The organism is Mesorhizobium sp., from assembly GCF_004963255.1.
In the GTDB taxonomy this organism is placed as follows: domain Bacteria; phylum Pseudomonadota; class Alphaproteobacteria; order Rhizobiales; family Rhizobiaceae; genus Mesorhizobium.
Genome location: NZ_SUGA01000002.1, coordinates 195,753 through 215,819, shown reverse-complemented (window position 1 = coordinate 215,819; position 20,067 = coordinate 195,753). Strand labels below are relative to the sequence as shown.

The following is a 20,067-nucleotide window of genomic DNA, read 5'->3' as shown; positions in this document are numbered from 1 at the left end:
TTTTGCGATCGGAACCTGCGACAGACAAGGGAATCCAGGCGCACATTCGTGGGGCATCCCACGAATATGCGCCTGGCGCTTGGCCTGCTGGCCGCCACCTTGGTGATCGCCCACCTGCCCGGCGCCGCGCATGCACAAAGCTCGCTCGGCATCGGCACCAATGACGGCATGGCGCCGACCACCACTGGCCCGTTCGCCCATATCCTGATGTGGATCAATCTCAGGCAGCAGGAATTCTACCATTCGCTGGCGGCGGCCATGAAGGCGATGCGCCAGGACGGCAGCAAGCTCTGGCTGCTGATCGGCCTGTCCTTCGCCTATGGCATCTTCCATGCCGCCGGCCCCGGCCACGGCAAGGCGGTGATCTCGTCCTACATGGTCGCCAACGAAGTGGCGCTGAGGCGCGGCATCCTGCTTTCCTTCGTCTCCGCGCTGCTGCAGGGCCTGACGGCGGTGGTGGTCATGATGCTTGCCTATTTCGTGCTGCGCGGCACCGCGATCTCGATGACCGACGCCGCCTGGTTCCTCGAAATTTCCAGCTTTGTGCTGGTCACCTTGTTCGGCGCCTGGCTGCTTTGGCGCAAGCTCGGCCCATCGGTGCTGCGCCTCTTCGGCAGGACGCCCGCCTACAGCCTGTCGGCCGCCCATTCCGGCCATTCGCATGGCGGGCATTCCCACGCTCACGCTCATGCGCATTCCCATGCCGGCCATTCCCATGCGCATGCCCACGGGCATTCCCAAGCGCTGCATGTGCATGACGATCATGATCACGATCATCACGACCACTCGCATGGCCACGATCATGGCGCGCACGACCATGGCCCGGGTGAGGTCTGCGAGACCTGCGGGCATTCGCATGCGCCGGATCCGGTGATGCTGTCGGGCGACCGCTTCGACTGGAAGACCGCCTGGTCGGCGGTGGCCGCCGTCGGCATCCGCCCCTGCTCCGGCGCGCTGATCGTGCTGAGCTTCGCGCTGCTCAACGGACTTTGGCTGGGCGGGCTGCTGTCGGTGCTAGCGATGTCGATCGGCACCGCGATCACCGTCTCGGCGCTGGCGACGATCGCCGTGCTGGCCAAGAACTGGGCGGTCTATTTCGCCGGCGACGGCCGCATCGGCAACCGCATCCATTCCATCGTCGAGATCGGCGGCGCCGCCTTCATCTTCCTGGTCGGCCTACTGCTTCTGTCGGCCAGCCTGTCGGGCGGCGCCTGACCGCCGATTTTCGCCGCCCCAACGCTGGACGGCCGCTACGCTATCTTCCCGTCGAGCTCATCTTCGATATGAGCTTGGATGATCTCGTCGAAGTTCTTCTCGGCGGCAAAGCCGAGCTCCCGCGCCCGCCTTGCCTCGAACCGTGTCGGCCAGCCTTTGACGATTGCCCAGATGGTCTCGTCGGGTTGCTCGCGGATCCGCTTCGCGACTTCGGCGCCGGCAATGCGCTCCAGCGCCTCGATCTGCTCGCCGACGGTGACGGCGACACCGGGCATGGTGAGGTTGCGGCGCGGTCCGACCTTGTCGCCGTCGATTTCGGCCGCATGGATGAGGAAATTCACCGCCGAGCGCGGGCTGGCATGGGTGTGCAGCACCGAGCGCGGCACCGGCAGGATCGCCTCCTGCCCGGCGAGCGGCTCGCGGATGATGCCGGAGAAGAAGCTGGACGCCGCCTTGTTCGGCTTGCCGGGGCGCACGCAGATCGTCGGCAGCCGGATGCCGATGCCGTCGAAGAAGCCGCGCCGTGTGTAGTCGGCGAGCAGCGCTTCGCTCATCTGCTTCTGCGTGCCGTATGAGGTGAGCGGCGTCGGATGGAATTCGTCCGGAATGACATCCGGGAACGGCGCGCCGAAGACCGCGATCGACGAGGTGAACACAAGGCGCGGCGCGAAGGCCGCCAGCCGCACCGCGTCGAACAGCGCCCGCGTGCCGTCGAGATTGACCCGGTAGCCGAGATCGAAATTGGCCTCAGCCTCGCCCGAGACGATGCCCGCCAGGTGGAAGATCACGTCCGGGCGCGGAGCCACGAGGGCCGCCATGGCGCCGGGCGCGGATAGATCGCCGGTGTGGATCGAGACATCGACGCCTGTGAGCGCCGGCGGCTGCGGCGCCACGATGTCATGCAGGTCGAGCGCCGTGATCTTGCGCCCGCCCAAGGCGCCGTCCCTGGCCAGCCGCGCTATAAGCTTGCGGCCCACCATGCCGGCCGCGCCCGTGATCAGAATTCTCATCTTCAGAGACCTTTCTTGCGTTGGCTGCGTCCGCGCAGCCATAGGACGACGAACAGCCCGACCATGAAGACCACCGCGATGACGGCCGCCAGGATGGTCGATACCTTGCCCGCGGCCAGCATGATGGCCGGCAGGAAATACGCGGCGAGACCGAACACGAGCAGTATCACAGCCGCGGCAATCGCCGCGTTGCGTGTGTCACGATCCATCAGCAGGCTTTCCTGGCTTCGAGGCTGTTAGGCATAATCCTGATCAGTGATAGTGCCGGCGATCGGCAGGCGCGCCATGCGTATGATCGTGATCATGGTGATGGCCATGCTCATCATGACTGTCGGCGCATAGCCCGAATTCCGGTTCGACGGTGGCATGATCGATGCCGTGCTTGGCGGCAAGCCGTTTCTTGATTGCGCTCACCGCTACATGCGGATCGACGCCGTCATTCAAGCAGGCATGCAGCGTCGCCATGTTGGAGGTTCCGTCGAGCGACCAGACATGCATATGATGCACCTCGCGCACGCCCTTGACCGCGCTTTCGATGTCCTTGGCGATCACGTCGCGGTCGAGGCTTGCCGGCACCCCTTCGAGCAGGACATGCGCCGCCTCGCGCATCAGCGACCATGCCGTCGACAGGATCAGCAGCGACACAAGGACGGAAAGGATAGGATCGATCGGCGTCCAGCCGGTTGCCAGGATGATGAGGGCTGCCGCGATTGCCGCGGCGGAGCCCAGCAGGTCGCCCAGCACATGCAGGATCGCGCCGCGCATATTCAGGCTCTCGCGGTCGCCGCCATGCAGCACGAAGAAGGAGGCGATGTTGACCAGCAGGCCCGCCACCGCCACGACCAGCATCGGCCCGCCAAGCACGGGCGCCGGGTTCATCAGCCGCCCCCAGGCCTCGTAGACGATCCACAGCGCGATGACGAAGATGGCGATGCCGTTGGTGTAGGCGACCAGCGTCTTCACCCGGCCGAAACCATAGGTCAGACGGCCGGTGGCCGGGCGTCCGGCGAGATGGAAGGCATACCAGGCTAAGCCGAGCGCGATCGAATCGGCAAGCATATGGCCGGCGTCCGCGAGCAGCGCCAGCGATCCGGTGAGCAGACCGCCGAGCGCCTCGGCGACCATGAAGCCGCCGGTCAGGCAGGCCGCGACCAGCACCCGTTTCTTGTCGGTCGAGCCATGCACATGCCCAGCGCCATGGCTATGACCGGCGGAACCGTGATCGTGCGAGCCGTGCGCCATCGTCAAACTCCTGTTACGCTCCGAAGTCGGCGCGAAAATCCTCAAGCCGCCGCTTCTGGCCGCCTTCGTCATCGAAATTCGCTGGATCGAGCCAGCCTTCATAGGCCTTGCGCAAGGCCGGCCACTCCTTGTCGATGATCGAATACCACGCCGTATCGCGGTTTTCACCTTTGACCACAAGGTGCTGGCGGAAGATGCCTTCGAACTTGAAGCCGAAGCGCTCGGCGGCGCGCTTCGAAGGCTCGTTGCGGTTGTTGCATTTCCACTCGTAGCGGCGGTAGCCGAGATCGTCGAAGAGATATTTCGCAAACAGGAACTGCGCCTCGGTCGCCGCCGGCTTGCGCGAGATCAGCGGACCCCAATAGATGTTGCCGATTTCACCGACGCCGTTGGCGGCGTCGATGCGCATCAGCGTCTGGCGCCCGGCGATCTTGCCGCTCGCCTTGTCGATGACGGTGAAGAACAGCGGATCCTCGCTGGCTTCCGCCTTGTCGAGCCAGGGCTGGAAGGCTGCACGCGTCTCCGGCGGGTAGTCGGGCAGCCAGGCGAAACGTCCACCGACATCGGAAACCGAGGAGGCCTCGTAGAGGCCGTCGCCGTGCTTTGCCGCGCTCAGCGGCTCGAGCCGGACGGTGCGTCCCTCGATCGCCTTGCGCTCCGGCCGCGGGCGCGGTTGCCAATTCTTCAGATCTTCCGACACCGACCCCTCCAATCCGTTGACTTTTCCCAGCGGACGGTCACAAAAACGCTCGCTCACAGAAAGAACCACAGGGACGGGAAAAATGCTCCACACGATCGCGGCCTTCGACCGTCTTGGCGAGGAAAACGCCTTTGCGGTGCTGGCCAGGGCCACCGCGCTTGCCCATCAGGGGCGCGACATCGTCAACCTCGGCATCGGCCAGCCCGACTTCAAGACGCCGCAGCACATCGTCGAGGCGGCGATCAAGGCGCTGCGCGACGGCCACCACGGCTACACGCCGGCCAACGGCCTGCTCGCCACCCGCGAGGCGGTCGTGCGCCGCACGCTGACCACCACCGGCGTCGAGGTCTCGCCGGAGAATGTGATGATCCTGCCCGGCGGCAAGCCGACCATGTTCGCCGCGATCCTGATGTTCGGCGAACCGGGCACTGAGATCCTCTATCCAGATCCCGGCTTTCCGATCTACCGCTCGATGATCGAGTTCACCGGCGCCACGCCGGTGCCGGTGCCGATCCGCGAGGAGAACGGCTTTGCCTTCTCGGCCGACGAGACCCTGGCCCTGATCACGCCCCGGACCAGGCTGCTCATCCTCAACTCACCCGCCAATCCGACCGGCGGCGTCACGCCGCGCGCCGAGATCGAGAAGCTGGTCAAGGGCCTGGAGAAGCATCCTGAGGTCGCCGTCATGTCCGACGAGATCTACGACGTCATGACCTATGACGGCGAGAAGCACTGCTCCCTGCTCAACTTCCCCGAAATCCGCGACCGGCTGATCGTGCTCAACGGCTGGTCGAAGACCTGGGCGATGACCGGCTGGCGGATGGGCTGGTCGATCTGGCCGAACGGCGACAAAGGCGCCCATCTCTACGACAAGGTGCGCAAGCTCGCGGTCAATTGCTGGTCCTGCGTCAACGCGCCGAGCCAGTTCGCCGGCATCGCCGCGATCGACGGCCCACAGGACGATGTCGAGAAGATGATGCGCGCCTTCGACAACCGCAGGAAGATCGTCGTCGAGGGCCTGAACGCGCTCCCCGGCATCTCCTGCATCACGCCGAAGGGCGCCTTCTACGCCTTCCCGAATGTCTCGAAGACCGGCTGGAAGGCCAAGAAGCTCGCCTCGGCGTTGCTGGAGGATGCCGGCGTGGCGCTCATCGGCGGCCCCGATTTCGGCGTGCTCGGCGAAGGCTATATCCGGCTTTCCTACGCCAATTCCGAGGAGAACATCCTGCGCGCGCTGGAACGGATCGAGGCGTTTCTGAAGAAGTGAGCTGTCAGGCGCTTATCCGCGCCCGACAAACGGCATCTTCGTCGCCATCACCGTCATGAACAGCACGTTGGCGTCGAGCGGCAGGCTGGCCATATGCAGCACCGCGTCGGCGACGCGTTGCACGTCCATCACCGCCTCGGCGGCGATCGAGCCATTGGCCTGCGGCACGCCCACCGTCATCGGCTGCGCCATCTCGGTCAGCGCATTGCCGATATCGATCTGGCCGCAGGCGATGTCGAAGGGCCGGCCATCGAGCGCCAGCGTCTTGGTGAGACCGGTGATGGCGTGCTTGGTCGCCGTATAGGGCGCGGAACCCGGGCGCGGCGCATAGGCCGAAACCGAGCCGTTGTTGATGATACGGCCGCCCATCGGCTTCTGCCTCCGCATGGCGCCGAAGGCGGCGCGCGCGCACAGGAACGAGCCGGTGAGATTGACGCCGACGACATCGTTCCAGACCTCGACCGGGATCTCGTCGATCAGCGTCGACTTGTAGCCCATGCCGGCATTGTTGAAGAGCAGGTCGACACGGCCGAAGGCCTCGAGCACAGTCTCGAACATGTCATCGACTTCCGCCGCCTTGCTGATGTCGCAGGCGACGGCCAATGCCTTGGCCTGCGTCTTTCCCGCATCGGCGATCGCCTCCTCCAGCACCGTCTTGCGCCGGCCGCAGAACACCGTGTTCCAGCCTGCCTGGAGCAGCGCCGTGGCGACGCTCTTGCCGATGCCGGTGCCGGCTCCGGTAACGATGGCGGTCTTCTCTGCTATGGCGGTCATCGTCGTCCTCCCGGTCATGCTCGGAAAGACGTGGCATCGCAAATGCCGGGGATCATGGCAAGCCGCTATTGGCGACAAACAAGAGGCCAACAAAAAGGGCGGCCATTGGCGACCGCCCCGATCTGAACCGCGCTTGGGAGGAGGAAAAGCCGGTCCGACTGATTAGAATGATGCGCTTGCTGAGTTAACGAGGGATTAACGGGCGGCACGGCGGTGCGCAGCGGCGTTTACCAACGCGGTTCACCACGGCGAGTTAGGCGCGCTGCCGGCCGGCACCTTGGCCGCCGAGACAGTCGCCTCGACATGATCGACCAGGGCATCCGGCAGGCCGAGCCGGCCGGCGAGCAGGTCGAGATAGCCGCGCTCGGCGCGTGTGTCGGGATCGATGGTCAGACGCGAGGCGGTGTAGAGTTCCAGCTTCTGTGCATCGGTCTTGGCGCCGGCGACCAGCGTGTCGAGATCGAGTGGCCTTTCGAGCTCGGCAAGCAGGAACTTTTCCGCTTCCGCGCCGATGCCGGCGAGCTTGAGCTTGTCGGCGATCTTCTTGCGCTCTTCGTCGTCGATATGGCCATCGGCCTTCGCCGCCGAGATCATCGCCCTGACCAGCGTCAGCGTGAACTCGGCCTCGCCTTGCGGCGCCTGTGCGGGATCGAAAGCGGTATCGGCCGGCGGCGGCAGCAGTTCAGGCTCGGCGGACGCGGGCGCCTGCGCCGGCTCGTTGCCGGCCTTGTAATTCTGATAGGCCTTGTAGGCGAGGCCGCCGATCGCCGCCAGGCCGCCGAGCTTGATGGCCGCGCCCGTCACCTGCCGTCCGGTGCCGGTGCCGAGCAGCACGGCGGCAAGCGCCCCGGCAGCCAGCGGATTGTCCTTCGCCATCTGCACCGCCTGCCCCGCCTTGTCGCGGACGGTCGAGCCCGTACCGGGAACTTGCGAGCCGAGAAGGTCGTCGAGCAGCTTCTTGGGGTCGAGCATCAATGCCTCCAGAATTGGCCCGGCCGAATGCGCGCGGGCAAGGTTTCGGACCGGCAAGAGGTAGGCCCCGCGCTTTGACATTACAATGACGACCAGCCTTTCGGTCGCAGGCCGCTCTAGCTGCCGATATGGCGCTTGCCGCCGCGCGCCTGCGCAAGTTCGACCTGACGGTGACGTTCGGCATAGCGCTCGCGGTCCGCATCGGACCGCGTTTCGAAGCAATGCGGGCATGAAACGCCGATTGCGTATTTCGGCGACAGCCGGTCCTCGACCGTCAGCGGATGCCGGCAGGCGCGGCAGAGTTCCGCCTCGCCCTCGGTCAGGCCATGCGAGACGGATACCCGCTCGTCGAAGACGAAACATTCGCCCTGCCACAGGCTCTCCTCTGCCGTTACCTCTTCGAGGTATTTCAGGATACCGCCCTTGAGATGGAAGACGTTCTTGAGGCCGAGCGACTTCACATAGGCCGTCGCCTTCTCGCAGCGAATGCCGCCGGTGCAGAACATCGCCAACTTGCGGCCTTCAAGCTCTTCACGGTGCTCTTCCACCCAGGCCGGGAACTCGCGGAAGCTGGAGGTCCTCGGGTCGACCGCTCCCTTGAACGTGCCGAGCGAGACTTCATAGGCGTTGCGCGTGTCGATGACGACGGTGTCGGCGTCCGAGATCAGCGCATTCCAATCGGCTGGCGCGACATAGGTGCCAGCGCTGGTTGCCGGATCGATATCCTCGACGCCCATGGTGACGATCTCGCGCTTCAGCCGCACCTTCATGCGGTGGAACGGCATCTCGGCGGCGCTGCTGTATTTGACTTCCAGCCCGGCAAGGCCTTCGATGGCCTGCAGATGGTCCACAAGCGCGGCAATCGCTTCCTCGCTGCCGGCAACGGTGCCATTGATGCCTTCATGCGCCAGAAGCAGTGTGCCCTTGATGCCGCGCCCGCAACAGAAGGCGGCGAGCGGCGCGCGCAGGGCCTCGTATCCCTCGAGCCGCGCGAATTTGTAAAGCGCGGCGACCTGGATGGGCTGAATTTCCTTGGTTGTCGTCATGGCCATGCCACTAGACTGTGGTCAAAGCGGTTTCAAGGCAAAGGAAGTTCAGGCGACGCACGATCCGCCGCGCGGCATCGCGACACGCCGGGCTTCGTGGACTTGTACGGACCCTTCTGCTAATCGGTTTAAAACATAGAAACGGAGACCAGCACATGACCAGCAAGACCGAACAGCTCCTGTCGCTCCTCAACGGTCAGCCGGTCATCCCGGTGCTCAAGATCGCCAATGTCGCCGATGCCGTGCCGCTCGCTCACGCTTTGTCGCGCGGCGGTTTGCGGGCCATCGAGATCACGCTGCGCACCGCCGACGCGCTGGAGGCGATCCGCCGCGTCGCGGCCGAAGTCGAGGACGCGGTCGTCGGCGCCGGCACCATCCTCGATGCCAGGCAGTTCGACGAAGCAGCCCGCGCCGGCTCGAAATTCATCGTCAGCCCCGGCATCACCAGCCAGCTTCTCGACGCGGCCAAGGACAGCCCCGTGCCGCTGCTGCCCGGCGTGATCACGCCCGGCGAGATCATGGCCGCGCGCGAGGCTGGCCTGCGCTTCCTGAAATTCTTCCCGGCCGAGCAGTCCGGCGGCATCGCGTCGCTGAAAGCTTTCGCCTCGCCGCTGGCGGACGTGAAATTTTGCCCGACCGGCGGCATCACGGCCAGGAACGCCGCGGACTATCTGAGCCTGCCCAACGTCATCTGCGTCGGCGGCTCCTGGGTGGCGCCCGACGATCTCATCAAGGCCGGCAAGTGGGACGAGATCGAAGCGCTGGCGCGTGAAGCGAGCAAGCTCAAGAAGTAATCTACTCACCAGGGCAGCGGGCCGTTCTCATCGAAGTAACCGCCTGTCGGCCCGCCCGGCTCCAGCGTCGCCAGCCGCACGATGATTTCGGCCGCCTGCTGCACGGTGCGGCCACCTCTGTGCGCATTGAGGTCCGTCGCGGTGTAGCCGGGAGCGGCTGCGTTGACCATGATGCCGTGTGGCGCGAGTTCCCTGGCGAAGGCGAGCGAAATGGCGTTGAGCGCGGTCTTCGAGCTGCCATAGCCCATGACGTTGGGTGACTGGCTGTTGCCGGACGCGCGCGCCAGGGATCCGAGATAGCTGCTCACCATGACGATGCGGGCGGCGGGAGATGTCTGGAGCAGCGGCAGGAATGCCCGCGTGACCCGCACCGGCCCGAAGACGTTGACGTCATAGGTGGCTTTCATGTGCGCGATGTCCTCCTGGCTCGGCGGTCGCTGATAGCGGCCGTCCGGCGCCAGCGCCTCGACATAGCCGGGCGCGATGCCGGCATTGTTGACCAACACGTCCACGCTGGATATCCGCGCCGCGGCTGTCTTGGCCGCGGCCGCCACGCTATCGTCGCTCGCGACATCCAGCGCGAGCCACTCGACATCAAACCCCTCATCACGCAATGCCTGTGCCGCGGTCTCGCCACGCTCGGCGTCGCGCGCGCCGAGCCACACCTTGTAGTCCAGTGCCGCCAGCCGCCGGACGGTCTCACGGCCGATGCCCTTGTTGGCGCCGGTCACCAGCGCGTTCTTTCTCGTCGTCATGTCCATGTCTCCTACTGGGTGACCCAGAGATGACGTGAACCGGCTCGCTTCGCGCGCCAAAAGCTCTCAGCCTCTTGCCTAATCCTCTCAGCTTCGTGTCTTCGCGGGCGAGTCAGCGCCTCGCTTGGTTGCTTGGGCGCGATGGATCGGCAATGCTGGAACGATGAGTGACATGCTGCAGGAATTGATCGCCATGGCCGGGCGCCATGCGCGGGGGCGGCGGACAAAGACGGCCCTTACGCGCGTCACCATCGGCCGCAGCGAGCTTCCGACGCCGCCGCTGCCCGAGCTCTGCCAGCCGACCGCGCTTCTGGTCCTGCAGGGGACCAAAACGGTGTTGATCGGCGACCGCACGCTTGCCTACAGCGCCGGCAGCTATTTCGTCTACGCGGTGGAGGCGCCCGCCACCAGCCAGTTGATCGAAGCCAGCAGAGCCTGTCCCTACATGGCTCTCGCCTTCGCCATCGATATCGAGCTGATCGCCGGGCTGCTTATCGACCATCGACCGGCGATAGGCGGCGACAGCTTCGTCACCAACACGGCCGATGACGACTTGCTCGACGCCTGGCGACGGATGCTGCGGCTGCTCGATCGGCCGGAAGAGATTCCGGTGCTGGCGCCCATGCTCGAACGCGAGATCGCATTCCGCCTGCTGCAAGGCCCGCAGGGCGAAAAGCTGCGGCAGCTCGCGCGCGCCGATGGCCGCCTGTCGCAGATCCGCCGCGCCACCGCCTGGATCCGGTCGCATTACAACGAGCCTATCGATGTGACGCGGCTGGCCAAGCTGTCGCATATGAGCAACGCCGCCTTTCATCGCCATTTCAAGGCGGCGACCGCGATGAGCCCGATCCAGTATCAGAAGCAGCTCCGCCTTTTGGAAGCGCGCCATCTGCTGATTGCCCAACCGGGCAGCGCGGCGCAGGTTGCTTTCACCGTCGGCTACGAAAGCGCCTCCCAGTTCAGCCGCGAATATGCGCGCCAGTTCGGGCTGCCTCCGGCGCGTGACGCCGCACGGCTTCTGGCTGTGGGCGAAGCGGCCGCGCTCGAAATCGACTGAACATTAAAACCCGCCGGCTGGGCGCCCACCTCCTCACGGGAAGGTCAAGCCGATGCAGCTTGCGCAATGCCAGATGATGCCAACCGAGGAACTGGTTCCCGCTCATGGATTCGAACCACGATTCACGCCTTCAAAGGGCGCTGTCCTACCATTAGACGAAGCGGGAGGCTGACGGTCTGGGCGAGACATGAAAAACAAAAGCCGCGCTTCAAGTCCAGCGCGGCTTCTCTTCGGTGTCTCTCAAATGGCTATTTCGTCTGGAAACGGGCGACCGAGAGGAACTTGACCGCATTGCCGCTGAAACGGCTGGCATCTTGCATCTCGCCGCTCGTTTGGAAGCCGGCCGTGTACACTTCGCTCGGCGGCGTATGCACGATGTTGTAGGCATAACGCGGAGCCGTCGTCGGATCGGAAACCGAGGCGATGTTCACGCCGCTGCCCAGCGCCCAGCGCGCGGCCTGCGGCGCTGCCGCCACCACCACGGCCTTCGGTCCCGGCTTGAGGTCGCGGGGCGAAGCTCTGCCTTCCTTGGCCGTCGTCTTCACGCCGGCGCCGATCGCCTTCGTGGGATCGCTGCCGGCCGGAAGGGCGGCGATGGCCTGGCGTGGCGAGGCAGCATCGGCCCCTGACGGATCGTTGAACGCCGAGCGCGGCTCCGGCTGCGTCAGCGACGCAAGCTGGTATTCGGCGCCGGCGCCGCCAGCCTCGACGGTCGCGTTGGCCTGTTCGAGAACGGCCTTGACCTCATCCTGCTTGCCGGGCTGCGGCCGGGCAGTCGGCAGCACGGAGAACGCGTCGGTCGCGCTCTTGTCCTGCGAAGCCGTCTCGGCCAGCGCCAGAAGCACGTTCTTGTCCTTCGATGCCAGCTCGGCCGGCGTCGAGCGATCGGGGCGCCATGTCGGAAGCGGGATGTTGTTGACCGCCACCTGCGCCGGATCGGTGCCAGCGGCCTCGGCCGCGCTGGCAGCGCCGAACGGAACCTTGTCAGGCAAGGGCGCCTGCGCGGTCGAAACCGCCTGCTCGGTCGTCGCCGAGGCATCCGCCACGGCGAACGGCACGTTCTGCGGCGTCTGCTGGCCGACATCGACCTTCGGGCGCGGCGCGAAGTCCGGTAGCGGGACTTCCTTGGGCGGCAGCGCGGCGATGATCGTCTCGGGCGTATCCTGCTCCGGTTGCTGCTGATCGTCGGCGCTGTCATCCGCGATCTGCGGGATGTTGGCGCGCTTGGCATCCTTCGGCGAAACGATCGCGATACCCGGGAGATTGCTATTGCGGGCCGTCGCGGCGCTCGCGACCTGAACCTGCTTCACGGCCTTCGCCTGGGGCGCACCACCGCTGTCGCCGGTATCGGCGTCGTCGTCTGCCTCGTCGGCGCCACCGCCGAACAAGGCGGCAAGCAATCCGCCGGACCGCTTGGTAGAGCCGCCGGCGCTGGCCAGTTCGATGTTCGGGGTGCCCGCGCCCTTGCGCGCCTGGTAGGCGGCCAGCGCCTGCTCATAGCCAGGCAGCGGGCGCCCGTCGCTCGGCACGTGCAGCGTCTTGCCGTTCGGGAACAGGCTGACCAGTTCCTGGCGGCTGATGCCCGGCCAATGGCGCACATTGCCGACATCCATATGGACGAAAGGCGAACCGGAGGTCGGGTAATATCCGACACCGCCACCCTGCATCTTGAGGCCGATATTGCGCAGCTTCTTCAGCGGCACGCCGGGGATGTAAAAGTCCATCGCCTTGCCGAGCATGTGCTGGCTCTTCTCGGCGACGCCGCGGCTGCGCGAGCGCAGCATCGCGTTGGTCGACGGCGAACGATAGCCGCAGACCACCTGGATGTAGTCGGTCGCGCCCGCTTCGCGATAAGCTTCCCAGACGAGGTCGAGCAGCCGCGGATCCATCTTGGTCGGCTCATTGCGGCGCCAGTCGCGCAGGATGATGTTGATCTTGCGCAAGCCTTCCGGATCGTAGCGGCCATTGCGCTTGTAGACGATCTCGGCCTTCTCGTGCGTGTGCAGGTGATAGAGCTTGAGCGTACGAACCTCAGCCCTGGCGCCCGACATCGCCGCGGACAGGAACCCGACAGCCAAAATCACAAACGTCAGCCACCTCGGCCAGACGCTCATGTGAAAATGCCGCCCGTTTGTGTGTCGTTCGACTTTGTTCAAATCAAATGGCTTTCAGGCTGCCGTTTGTCCCCGGATTTGACCAAACGGATGCGTGGTTTTCACATCCGAATATCGATCCTAATGGTTAATCATCGTTTATTGAAGCCGAAATGCGGTAACACCGTGGCGATATCCCGTCAAAAATGATGCACAGCATTTCGTGGTAAACCGCTGGTTTAGATCAAGAATCCGGCCCCGGCCAGAACACGATCTGTTACCGTTAGCGTTAATGCGTGATCCTCGGCAACGCCAACCGCTGAAAACCCTGCGTTTTCACGTCAAAAGCGACAATTTGACTCGGATTTTAGGCGCGCAAGCTGCTTCGAGCCTGGCCTGTCAGGAGGCAAGCCGGTCGACGCGACCAGCTTCGGGATCAATGCCATATTCCTTCAACTTGCGGTAGAGGGTCGAACGGCCAATGCCCAAACGGCGCGCGACTTCACTCATCTGGCCATTGTAATGATCGATCGCCAGCTTGATCATCTCGAGCTCGACATCGGCCAGCGCCCGCACATTGCCGCGCTCGTCCAGAGCCCGAAGCGTTCCGAACCGCGGCTGCGGCCGCGCTGGTGACTCGCTGTCGGCAAAGGCGGACCCCATTGTCTCGGCAATCGCCTCATCCGCCGGCTTGGACGCACCCTCGACCGTTTCGGCAACAGTAGATGTCGTTTCCGCTCCGAGATTGACCGTGCCTTCCACCTGGGCCCGGATCTGCGGGAACTCCTCCTCGGTCAGCACGTCGCCCTCGGCAAGCACCGACGCCCGAAAGACCGCATTTTCCAGTTGGCGGATATTGCCCGGCCAGTCATAGGCCTGCAGCATCGCAAGCGCTGACGCCGATATACCGGCAAGGCGCCGGCGCGGATCGGCCGGCGCGACCTTTTCCATGAAGTGCCGGACGAGATAGGGAATGTCGTCGCGGCGGTCGCGCAGCGGCGGCACGAAGATCGGATAGACGTTCAGCCGGTAGAACAGGTCCTCGCGGAACTTGCCGTCCTTGACCTGCTGCAGAAGGTTGCGATGCGTGGCCGAGATCAGGCGGATGTCGACCTTGACGGTCGAGCGGCCGCCGACCGGATCGACCTCGCCTTCCTGCACGGCGCGCAGCAGCTTGACCTGGACGTCGAGCGGCAGATCGCCGATCTCGTCGAGGAACAGCGTGCCGGAATTCGCCTCGACGAATTTGCCCGTATGCTTCTCGGTGGCGCCCGTGAAGGACCCCTTCTCGTGGCCGAACAGGATCGATTCGACGAGATTGTCCGGGATGGCGCCGCAATTGACGGTGACGAAGGGCTTCGAACGGCGATCGCCGCTGCCCTGGATGGCGCGCGCGACCAGTTCCTTGCCGACGCCGGACTCGCCTTCGATCAGGATCGGGATGTTGGAGGCCGCCGCCTTCTGCCCGAGGCGTATCACCCGGTCCATTGCCGGGCTGCGCGTGATCATGTCCTTGAAGGTGAGATGGCCGCCGCCACGCCGCCGCGACGCGCGCTTCATCTCATCCTCGACGGCCTCCACCTTGAGCGCGTTGGAGATCGCGGTCTGCAGCCTGTCGGGCGATGCCGGCTTGACGACGAAGTCGAAGGCGCCGTGCCGCATCGCCGAAACGACCGTCTCGATGCCCCCCTGGGCCGTCTGCACGATGACGGGAATATTGATGCCGCGCTCGCGCATCGCCTTCAGCACGCCGATGCCGCCTAGGCCGGGCATGACAAGGTCGAGAATGACGACGGAGACCTCGCGCGCGTTCGGCCCGTCGAGCACGTCGAGGCCAGCCTCGCCGCTATCGGTGACGATCGCGGTGTGCCCGAACTTGGTCAGCGCGGCCTCGACCAGCCTGCGCTGGACCGGATCGTCATCGACTATGAGTATGGAACCTGTCATGACTGTTTGAGTTTTCCGCCCGAGATAATCCCCATGGATCATCTTGGCACAGGGTTCTAAATAAGGTTTCAAAAAACCCGGTGAACGAATTCCTTAGGATTTGACCGGCTTGCTCCTTCCCTCTGATTTGGCACCGATTCAAAGAAGGTATTGCTGATGCGCATGGAATTTGGTCATCGGCTTGCGGCGCCAGCGTCCGGACACGGCGCGGAGGAGCTTGGCGATCTGCCGGAGTGGAATCTCGCCGATCTCTATTCCGGCATGGAAGCGCCCGAATTGAAACGCGACATCGCCAAGGCAGCCAGCGACGCCATCGCCTTCGAGACCCGCTGGAAAGGCACGCTCGCCGCGGAAGCCGGGCGCGGCGGCGCCGGCCGGCTGGGCGAGGCGCTGCAAGCCTATGAGGCGCTCGAGGAACTGATCGGCCGCATCGTCTCCTATGCCGGCCTCGTCTATGCCGGCAACACCGCCGATCCGCAGCGCGCCAAGCTCTATGGCGATGTCCAGGAAAAGATGACGGACGCGAGCGCCCATCTTCTGTTCTTCGCGCTCGAGCTCAACCTGATCGACGATGCGGCGATCGAGGGCGCTCTGGCCGCCGACAAGGCCTTCGGCCATTACCGGCCCTGGGTGCTCGACCTCAGGAAGGACAAACCCTACCAGCTCGAGGATCGCGTCGAGCAATTGTTCCACGAAAAGTCGGTCACCGGGCGCGGCGCCTGGAACCGCCTGTTCGACGAGACGATGACTGACCTGCGCTTCGACGTCGACGGCGAGGAGCTGACGCTTGAGCCGGCGCTGAACCGGCTCCAGGATTCGAATGGCGAGGTGCGCCGCCGCGCTTCCGAGGCGCTGGCCGCCACGTTCCGCAAGAACCTGCGCACCTTCACCCTCATCACCAACACGCTGGCGAAGGACAAGGAAATCTCCGACCGCTGGCGCGGCTTCCAGGATATTGCCGACTCGCGCCACCTCGCCAATCGCGTCGAGCGCGACGTGGTCGACGCGCTGGCCGCGGCCGTGCGCGAGGCGTACCCGCGGCTGTCGCACCGCTACTATGCGATGAAGGCGCGCTGGCTTGGCATGGAGGTGATGAACCACTGGGATCGTAACGCGCCGCTGCCGGAGACGCCGAAGGCGGTGATACGCTGGGACGACGCCAGGGACACGGTGCTCTCCGCCTACCAGCGCTTCTCGCCCGACATGGCCGAAATCGCGCGCGGCTTTTTCGATCGCAGATGGATCGACGCGCCGGTGCGGCCGGGCAAGTCACCCGGCGCCTTCGCTCACCCGACGGTGCCGTCGGCGCATCCTTATGTGCTGCTCAACTACATGGGCAAGCCGCGCGACGTGATGACGCTGGCGCATGAGCTCGGCCATGGCGTGCACCAGGTGCTGGCCGCCGGCCAGGGCGCGCTGATGGCCTCGACGCCGCTGACGCTGGCCGAGACCGCCTCCGTCTTCGGCGAGATGCTGACCTTCCGCTCGCTGCTCGAACAGACCAGCGACAGACGCGAGCGCAAGGCCATGCTCGCTCAGAAGGTCGAGGACATGATCAACACGGTCGTGCGCCAGATCGCCTTCTATGAGTTCGAACGCAAGGTGCATACCGAGCGCAAGAACGGCGAGCTGACCTCGGACAGGTTGGGCGAATTCTGGCTCGAGGTGCAGGCCGAAAGCCTGGGACCGGCGATCAAGCTGCGCGACGGCTACGAGGTCTTCTGGACCTATATCCCGCACTTCATCCATTCGCCCTTCTATGTCTATGCCTATGCCTTCGGCGACTGCCTGGTGAACTCGCTCTACGCCGTCTACCAGAATGCCGAGCGGGGATTTCAGGAGAAGTATTTCGAGATGCTGCGCGCCGGCGGCACCAAGCATCACTCCGAACTCCTGGCGCCCTTCGGCCTCGACGCCACCGATCCCGCGTTCTGGCAGATCGGCCTTGGCGTGATCGGTTCGCTGATCGACGAGTTGGAAGCGCTGGACGAGTGAACAGCAACGAAGCGTGCATCGGCAGCTATAGTTTAGCAAAGACACATATTAGCCGGACTCTATTCTTGCCCTAAATAGCTGTTCTTGAATAACTCTCCGGCGCATTTTCAACTGGCTTTCGACAAGCCATATGATAGCGTCCGGCCTCAAGCTCAGCCGGACGCATCGCGCAGGCCAGAGATGCCTGCCGCTCCGCTACGGCGAATGCGATGATGGCCGTCGGTCCGGACAAGACCGAAACGCCGATGGCTCGAATTGAAGCCGGCGGTTCCACCGAACACGGAACCTTTGACGATCCTTGGCGGCAAGCGCGCCCTCCCAGCCGCGGCCGACGGATCGACTGGAGAGGGAAATGAGCACTTTCTTCTACATGCTCCTGGCGTTCGTTGTGGGTATCCTGGTTGGCTGGTTCATCTGGGGCCGCCTGCGCGGCGAGCTCGACAGTCTGCGTGGCGATCTCGACCGCACCCGAAGCGAGCGCGACAGGCTGCGCGCCGACAACGACCGGCTGAAGGGCGAGCTCGATGCCTGCGGCCGTGCCCGCGCCGATCTCGAAAGCCGGCTGCGTAACGCGCCTGCCGCCAAGGCCGGCGCCGACAAGGCCGCCACGCCGGCGCCGGCGGCGCTGATATCGACACCGGCGAGCGCGACATCGGCAGCGGCGAAGCCCGCCGCCGCGAAGAAGCCGGCGGCCACGAAAACTGCGGCAGCGAAGCCCGCGGCCAAGGCAGCCGCGCCGAAGAAGGCGGCGGCTCCCGCCAAGAAAGCTGCCGCGCCGAAAGCCGCGGCAACCAAAGCCGACAATCTGCGTCGCCTTATCGGCATCGGTCCGGTCAACGAAAGGCTGCTCAAGGGCCAGGGCGTCACCACCTACGCCCAGATTGCCGCCTGGACCGACGCCGACGTCAAACGCATCGAGGAGGTGCTCAATTTCGACGGCCGCATCGCGCGCGAGAAATGGATCGAGCAGGCGAAACTGCTGGCCGCCGGCGACGAGGCTGAGTTCGGGCGCCAGTTCCCGACAGCGGGTACCGCAAGCAACACCTGAGCAGCCCGCCAGTATCGCCAACGGTCGGCCACAGGCGCCCATTTTTTCGCCATCCTATGGCGTAGCGAGGAGCGAAGCGGAGCGCAGACCATAGGATCCATTCCGTGACTTACAAGCGTTGCGGCGGTGCAGAAAGGTCTTCGTTCTGCACCGCCTTTATTCTTCGCGCGAGGCCACGGAATGGATCCTCGGGTCTACGCGTGCGCTTCGCTCCCGCTCCGCCCGAGGATGACGGAGGTTCGGGCGTTTCCGCCAATCCCTGCAAAATCAGCTAGCGAACAACTTCCTCACCGACCGGACGCCTTTGCGCCGCCCGACGCCGTTCCCTCGATTGCGCGTCGGCGGCCCCCCATATAGAGCGGTCGACTGAATTGTCCGCTTCCGAGGCTCATGCCCCTGCCCGCAGCCATATTCCGCAATGACGAGAGCGCGCGTCAGTTGGTGTTCGACCGGCCGCACGAGATCATTCTCGCGCGCACAGCGGAGGAGTTCGCGCCGGCGCTCGAGCGAGCCCAGGCTGCTTCCGACGCCGGCAAATGGCTGGCGGGCTATTTCTCCTACGAAGCCGGGTACCTGCTCGAGCCGAAGCTGGTGCCGCTGCTGCCCGAGGGCCGCCGCGCGCCCTTGGTCTGCCTCGGGATCTTCGATGCGCCTGTCGACCAGACGGTGCCGCAAAGCGCCGGGCCTGCCAGCAACGGCCCGATCTTCGATGCGAGGGCAACATGGTCCGCCGAGGACTATGCCGGCCGTTTCGCGCGCCTTCACAATCACATCCGCAAGGGTGACTGCTACCAGGGCAACCTTACCTTCCCGGTCCATGCGCAATGGTCCGGCGATCCGCTTGCCGCCTTCGACGCGCTGACCGAGCGCCAGCCGGTCAAATATGGCGCGCTGATCTCGCTTGGCGATCCGGTCGTTCTGTCGCGCTCGCCCGAACTGTTTTTCGAGATCGACGCCCACGGCATGATCGAAACGCACCCGATGAAGGGTACGGCTCCGCGCGGCGCGACCAAGGCCGAGGACGCGCGGCTGAAGGCCTTCCTGCGCAACGACGAGAAGAACCAGGCCGAGAACCGAATGATCGTCGACCTTTTGCGCAACGACATCTCGCTGATCAGCGAGGTCGGCACGCTGGATGTGCCGGAACTGTTCCGCATCGAGTCCTATCCGACCGTGCATCAGATGGTAAGCCGCGTGCGGGCGAAGCTGCTGCCCGATATCGGCATCCGCCAGGTCTTCGCCGCGCTGTTTCCCTGTGGCTCGATCACCGGCGCGCCGAAAATCCGCGCCATGGAAATCCTGCACGAGCTGGAAGACGCGCCTCGCGACGTCTATTGCGGCGCCATCGGCTGGATTGCGCCGGGCGGCAGGATGCGTTTTTCGGTGGCGATCCGCACCATCTCGCTCTTTGCCGACGGCGAGGCCGTCTACAATGTCGGCGGCGGCGTCGTCTTCGATTCCACCGCCGAGGAGGAGTATCGGGAGTGTCTGTTGAAAGCGCGCTTCGCGACGGGAACGGTGCCGGCTTCGAGCTGATCGAGACCATGCGCTGGGAGCCGGGTTCAGGCTTCCTGCGCTTCGAGCGCCATCTCGCCAGGCTTTATGCGTCCGCCGCCGAGCTCGGCTTCGCCTGCGATCCCGAACGGATCGGCGAAGTGCTGTCGAACACCATCAACGGACACGGGATTGCCTTGCGCGTGCGCCTTGCCTTGCAGCACAATGGCGAAGCGACGGCTGCCGCTCAAGCCTATGAACCGCTGCCCGTGGACAAGGTCTGGCGGCTGCAGTTGGCGCGGATCCGTCTTGATTCCACCAACACGATGCTGCGCCACAAGACCAGCCTGCGTCAGGTCTACACGCATGCCCGCGCGGAATATCTCGCCACGCGCGCCGACGAAGTGCTTTTAGCCAACGAGCGCGGCGAGATCTGTGAGGGCACGATCACCAATCTCTTCGCCGATTTCGGCGACGGCCCGCTCGCCACGCCCCGCCTCGACTGCGGCCTCTTGCCTGGAATATTGCGCGGCGAGCTTCTGGACGAAGGCCGCGCCATGGAAGCGATCTACAGCTTCGACGATCTGAAGGCGGCGAAGGCGATCTTCGTCGGCAACTCGCTGCGCGGGCTGATCCCGGCGAAGCTGGGGTGACTAGG

At 64.9% G+C, this 20,067-nt stretch carries 18 protein-coding genes and 1 tRNA gene; 8 read left to right on the top strand and 11 right to left on the bottom strand.

The window, feature by feature from the left end:
- The first annotated feature begins 66 nt into the window (after positions 1-66).
- Positions 67-1,215, top strand: a complete 1,149-nt coding sequence (locus tag E5X34_RS03890; RefSeq protein WP_292561631.1) for a nickel/cobalt transporter — start codon at positions 67-69, stop codon at positions 1,213-1,215.
- Between the two features lie 35 nt (positions 1,216-1,250).
- On the opposite strand, the gene denD is transcribed toward E5X34_RS03890, so the two are convergent.
- Genes denD through E5X34_RS03870 form a run of 4 tightly spaced genes read right to left on the bottom strand, consistent with a single transcriptional unit; the run spans position 1,251 to position 4,167 of the window.
- Positions 1,251-2,225 carry a D-erythronate dehydrogenase gene (gene denD, locus E5X34_RS03885; RefSeq protein WP_292561275.1) on the bottom strand — a complete coding sequence of 325 codons (975 nt, stop codon included), beginning with the start codon at positions 2,223-2,225 and terminating at the stop codon, positions 1,251-1,253.
- A 2-nt stretch (positions 2,226-2,227) separates the two neighbouring features.
- Positions 2,228-2,434 carry a hypothetical protein gene (locus E5X34_RS03880; RefSeq protein WP_042640563.1) on the bottom strand — a complete coding sequence of 69 codons (207 nt, stop codon included), beginning with the start codon at positions 2,432-2,434 and terminating at the stop codon, positions 2,228-2,230.
- Between the two features lie 43 nt (positions 2,435-2,477).
- Positions 2,478-3,467 (bottom strand): cation diffusion facilitator family transporter, encoded by a 990-nt coding sequence (locus tag E5X34_RS03875; RefSeq protein ID WP_292561273.1) that lies wholly within the window; start codon positions 3,465-3,467, stop codon positions 2,478-2,480.
- 13 nt (positions 3,468-3,480) lie between these two features.
- Positions 3,481-4,167, bottom strand: coding sequence for a GNAT family protein (locus E5X34_RS03870; RefSeq protein ID WP_126059581.1), 687 nt, complete (start codon positions 4,165-4,167; stop codon positions 3,481-3,483).
- A gap of 82 nt (positions 4,168-4,249) precedes the next feature.
- Between E5X34_RS03870 and E5X34_RS03865 the strand changes: the two genes are divergently transcribed.
- Positions 4,250-5,434, top strand: coding sequence for a pyridoxal phosphate-dependent aminotransferase (locus E5X34_RS03865; protein WP_292561271.1), 1,185 nt, complete (start codon positions 4,250-4,252; stop codon positions 5,432-5,434).
- A gap of 12 nt (positions 5,435-5,446) precedes the next feature.
- Here the strand turns inward: E5X34_RS03865 and E5X34_RS03860 are convergent, their stop codons facing one another.
- From E5X34_RS03860 to E5X34_RS03850, 3 genes are all read right to left on the bottom strand, one after another.
- On the bottom strand, positions 5,447-6,208 hold the full coding sequence (locus E5X34_RS03860) for an SDR family oxidoreductase (protein ID WP_292561268.1): 762 nt from the start codon (positions 6,206-6,208) through the stop codon (positions 5,447-5,449).
- Positions 6,209-6,448: 240 nt separating this feature from the next.
- Positions 6,449-7,180, bottom strand: coding sequence for a tellurite resistance TerB family protein (locus tag E5X34_RS03855; RefSeq protein WP_127882712.1), 732 nt, complete (start codon positions 7,178-7,180; stop codon positions 6,449-6,451).
- Between the two features lie 116 nt (positions 7,181-7,296).
- Positions 7,297-8,226: a rhodanese-related sulfurtransferase gene (locus E5X34_RS03850; RefSeq protein WP_292561265.1), complete on the bottom strand. Its 930-nt coding sequence runs from the start codon at positions 8,224-8,226 to the stop codon at positions 7,297-7,299.
- A gap of 155 nt (positions 8,227-8,381) precedes the next feature.
- Between E5X34_RS03850 and E5X34_RS03845 the strand changes: the two genes are divergently transcribed.
- Positions 8,382-9,020, top strand: coding sequence for a 2-dehydro-3-deoxy-phosphogluconate aldolase (locus E5X34_RS03845; RefSeq protein ID WP_292561262.1), 639 nt, complete (start codon positions 8,382-8,384; stop codon positions 9,018-9,020).
- 5 nt (positions 9,021-9,025) lie between these two features.
- On the opposite strand, the gene E5X34_RS03840 is transcribed toward E5X34_RS03845, so the two are convergent.
- Entirely contained in the window at positions 9,026-9,775 is a 750-nt protein-coding gene (locus E5X34_RS03840) for an SDR family NAD(P)-dependent oxidoreductase (protein ID WP_292561259.1), read from the bottom strand.
- A gap of 172 nt (positions 9,776-9,947) precedes the next feature.
- Here E5X34_RS03840 and E5X34_RS03835 point away from each other — a divergent pair, with 172 nt between their 5' ends.
- Entirely contained in the window at positions 9,948-10,832 is an 885-nt protein-coding gene (locus E5X34_RS03835) for an AraC family transcriptional regulator (RefSeq protein ID WP_292561256.1), read from the top strand.
- A 92-nt stretch (positions 10,833-10,924) separates the two neighbouring features.
- Here E5X34_RS03835 and E5X34_RS03830 read toward each other — a convergent pair.
- The 3 genes from E5X34_RS03830 to E5X34_RS03820 all read right to left on the bottom strand — a co-directional run bounded on the left by E5X34_RS03830 (position 10,925) and on the right by E5X34_RS03820 (position 14,872).
- Positions 10,925-10,998, bottom strand: a tRNA-Gln gene (locus E5X34_RS03830).
- 82 nt (positions 10,999-11,080) lie between these two features.
- A complete protein-coding gene (locus E5X34_RS03825) occupies positions 11,081-12,946 on the bottom strand; it encodes a DUF882 domain-containing protein (protein ID WP_292561253.1) in 1,866 nt (621 codons plus the stop codon).
- Between the two features lie 378 nt (positions 12,947-13,324).
- Positions 13,325-14,872 carry a sigma-54 dependent transcriptional regulator gene (locus E5X34_RS03820; protein WP_292561250.1) on the bottom strand — a complete coding sequence of 516 codons (1,548 nt, stop codon included), beginning with the start codon at positions 14,870-14,872 and terminating at the stop codon, positions 13,325-13,327.
- Between the two features lie 156 nt (positions 14,873-15,028).
- Here E5X34_RS03820 and E5X34_RS03815 point away from each other — a divergent pair, with 156 nt between their 5' ends.
- The 4 genes from E5X34_RS03815 to E5X34_RS03800 all read left to right on the top strand — a co-directional run bounded on the left by E5X34_RS03815 (position 15,029) and on the right by E5X34_RS03800 (position 20,062).
- Positions 15,029-16,867 carry a M3 family oligoendopeptidase gene (locus E5X34_RS03815; protein WP_292561247.1) on the top strand — a complete coding sequence of 613 codons (1,839 nt, stop codon included), beginning with the start codon at positions 15,029-15,031 and terminating at the stop codon, positions 16,865-16,867.
- Between the two features lie 352 nt (positions 16,868-17,219).
- The gene (locus E5X34_RS03810) at positions 17,220-17,915 is read left to right on the top strand and encodes a proton-conducting membrane transporter (protein ID WP_292561245.1); all 696 of its coding nucleotides are present in this window, start codon (positions 17,220-17,222) and stop codon (positions 17,913-17,915) included.
- A gap of 390 nt (positions 17,916-18,305) precedes the next feature.
- Entirely contained in the window at positions 18,306-19,451 is a 1,146-nt protein-coding gene (locus E5X34_RS03805; RefSeq protein WP_292561242.1) for an aminodeoxychorismate synthase component I, read from the top strand.
- Complete coding sequence (locus E5X34_RS03800; protein ID WP_292561239.1) at positions 19,400-20,062, top strand: aminotransferase class IV family protein; 663 nt, start codon at positions 19,400-19,402, stop codon at positions 20,060-20,062. The genes E5X34_RS03805 and E5X34_RS03800 overlap by 52 nt, the downstream gene beginning before the upstream one ends.
- Positions 20,063-20,067: the final 5 nt, after the last annotated feature.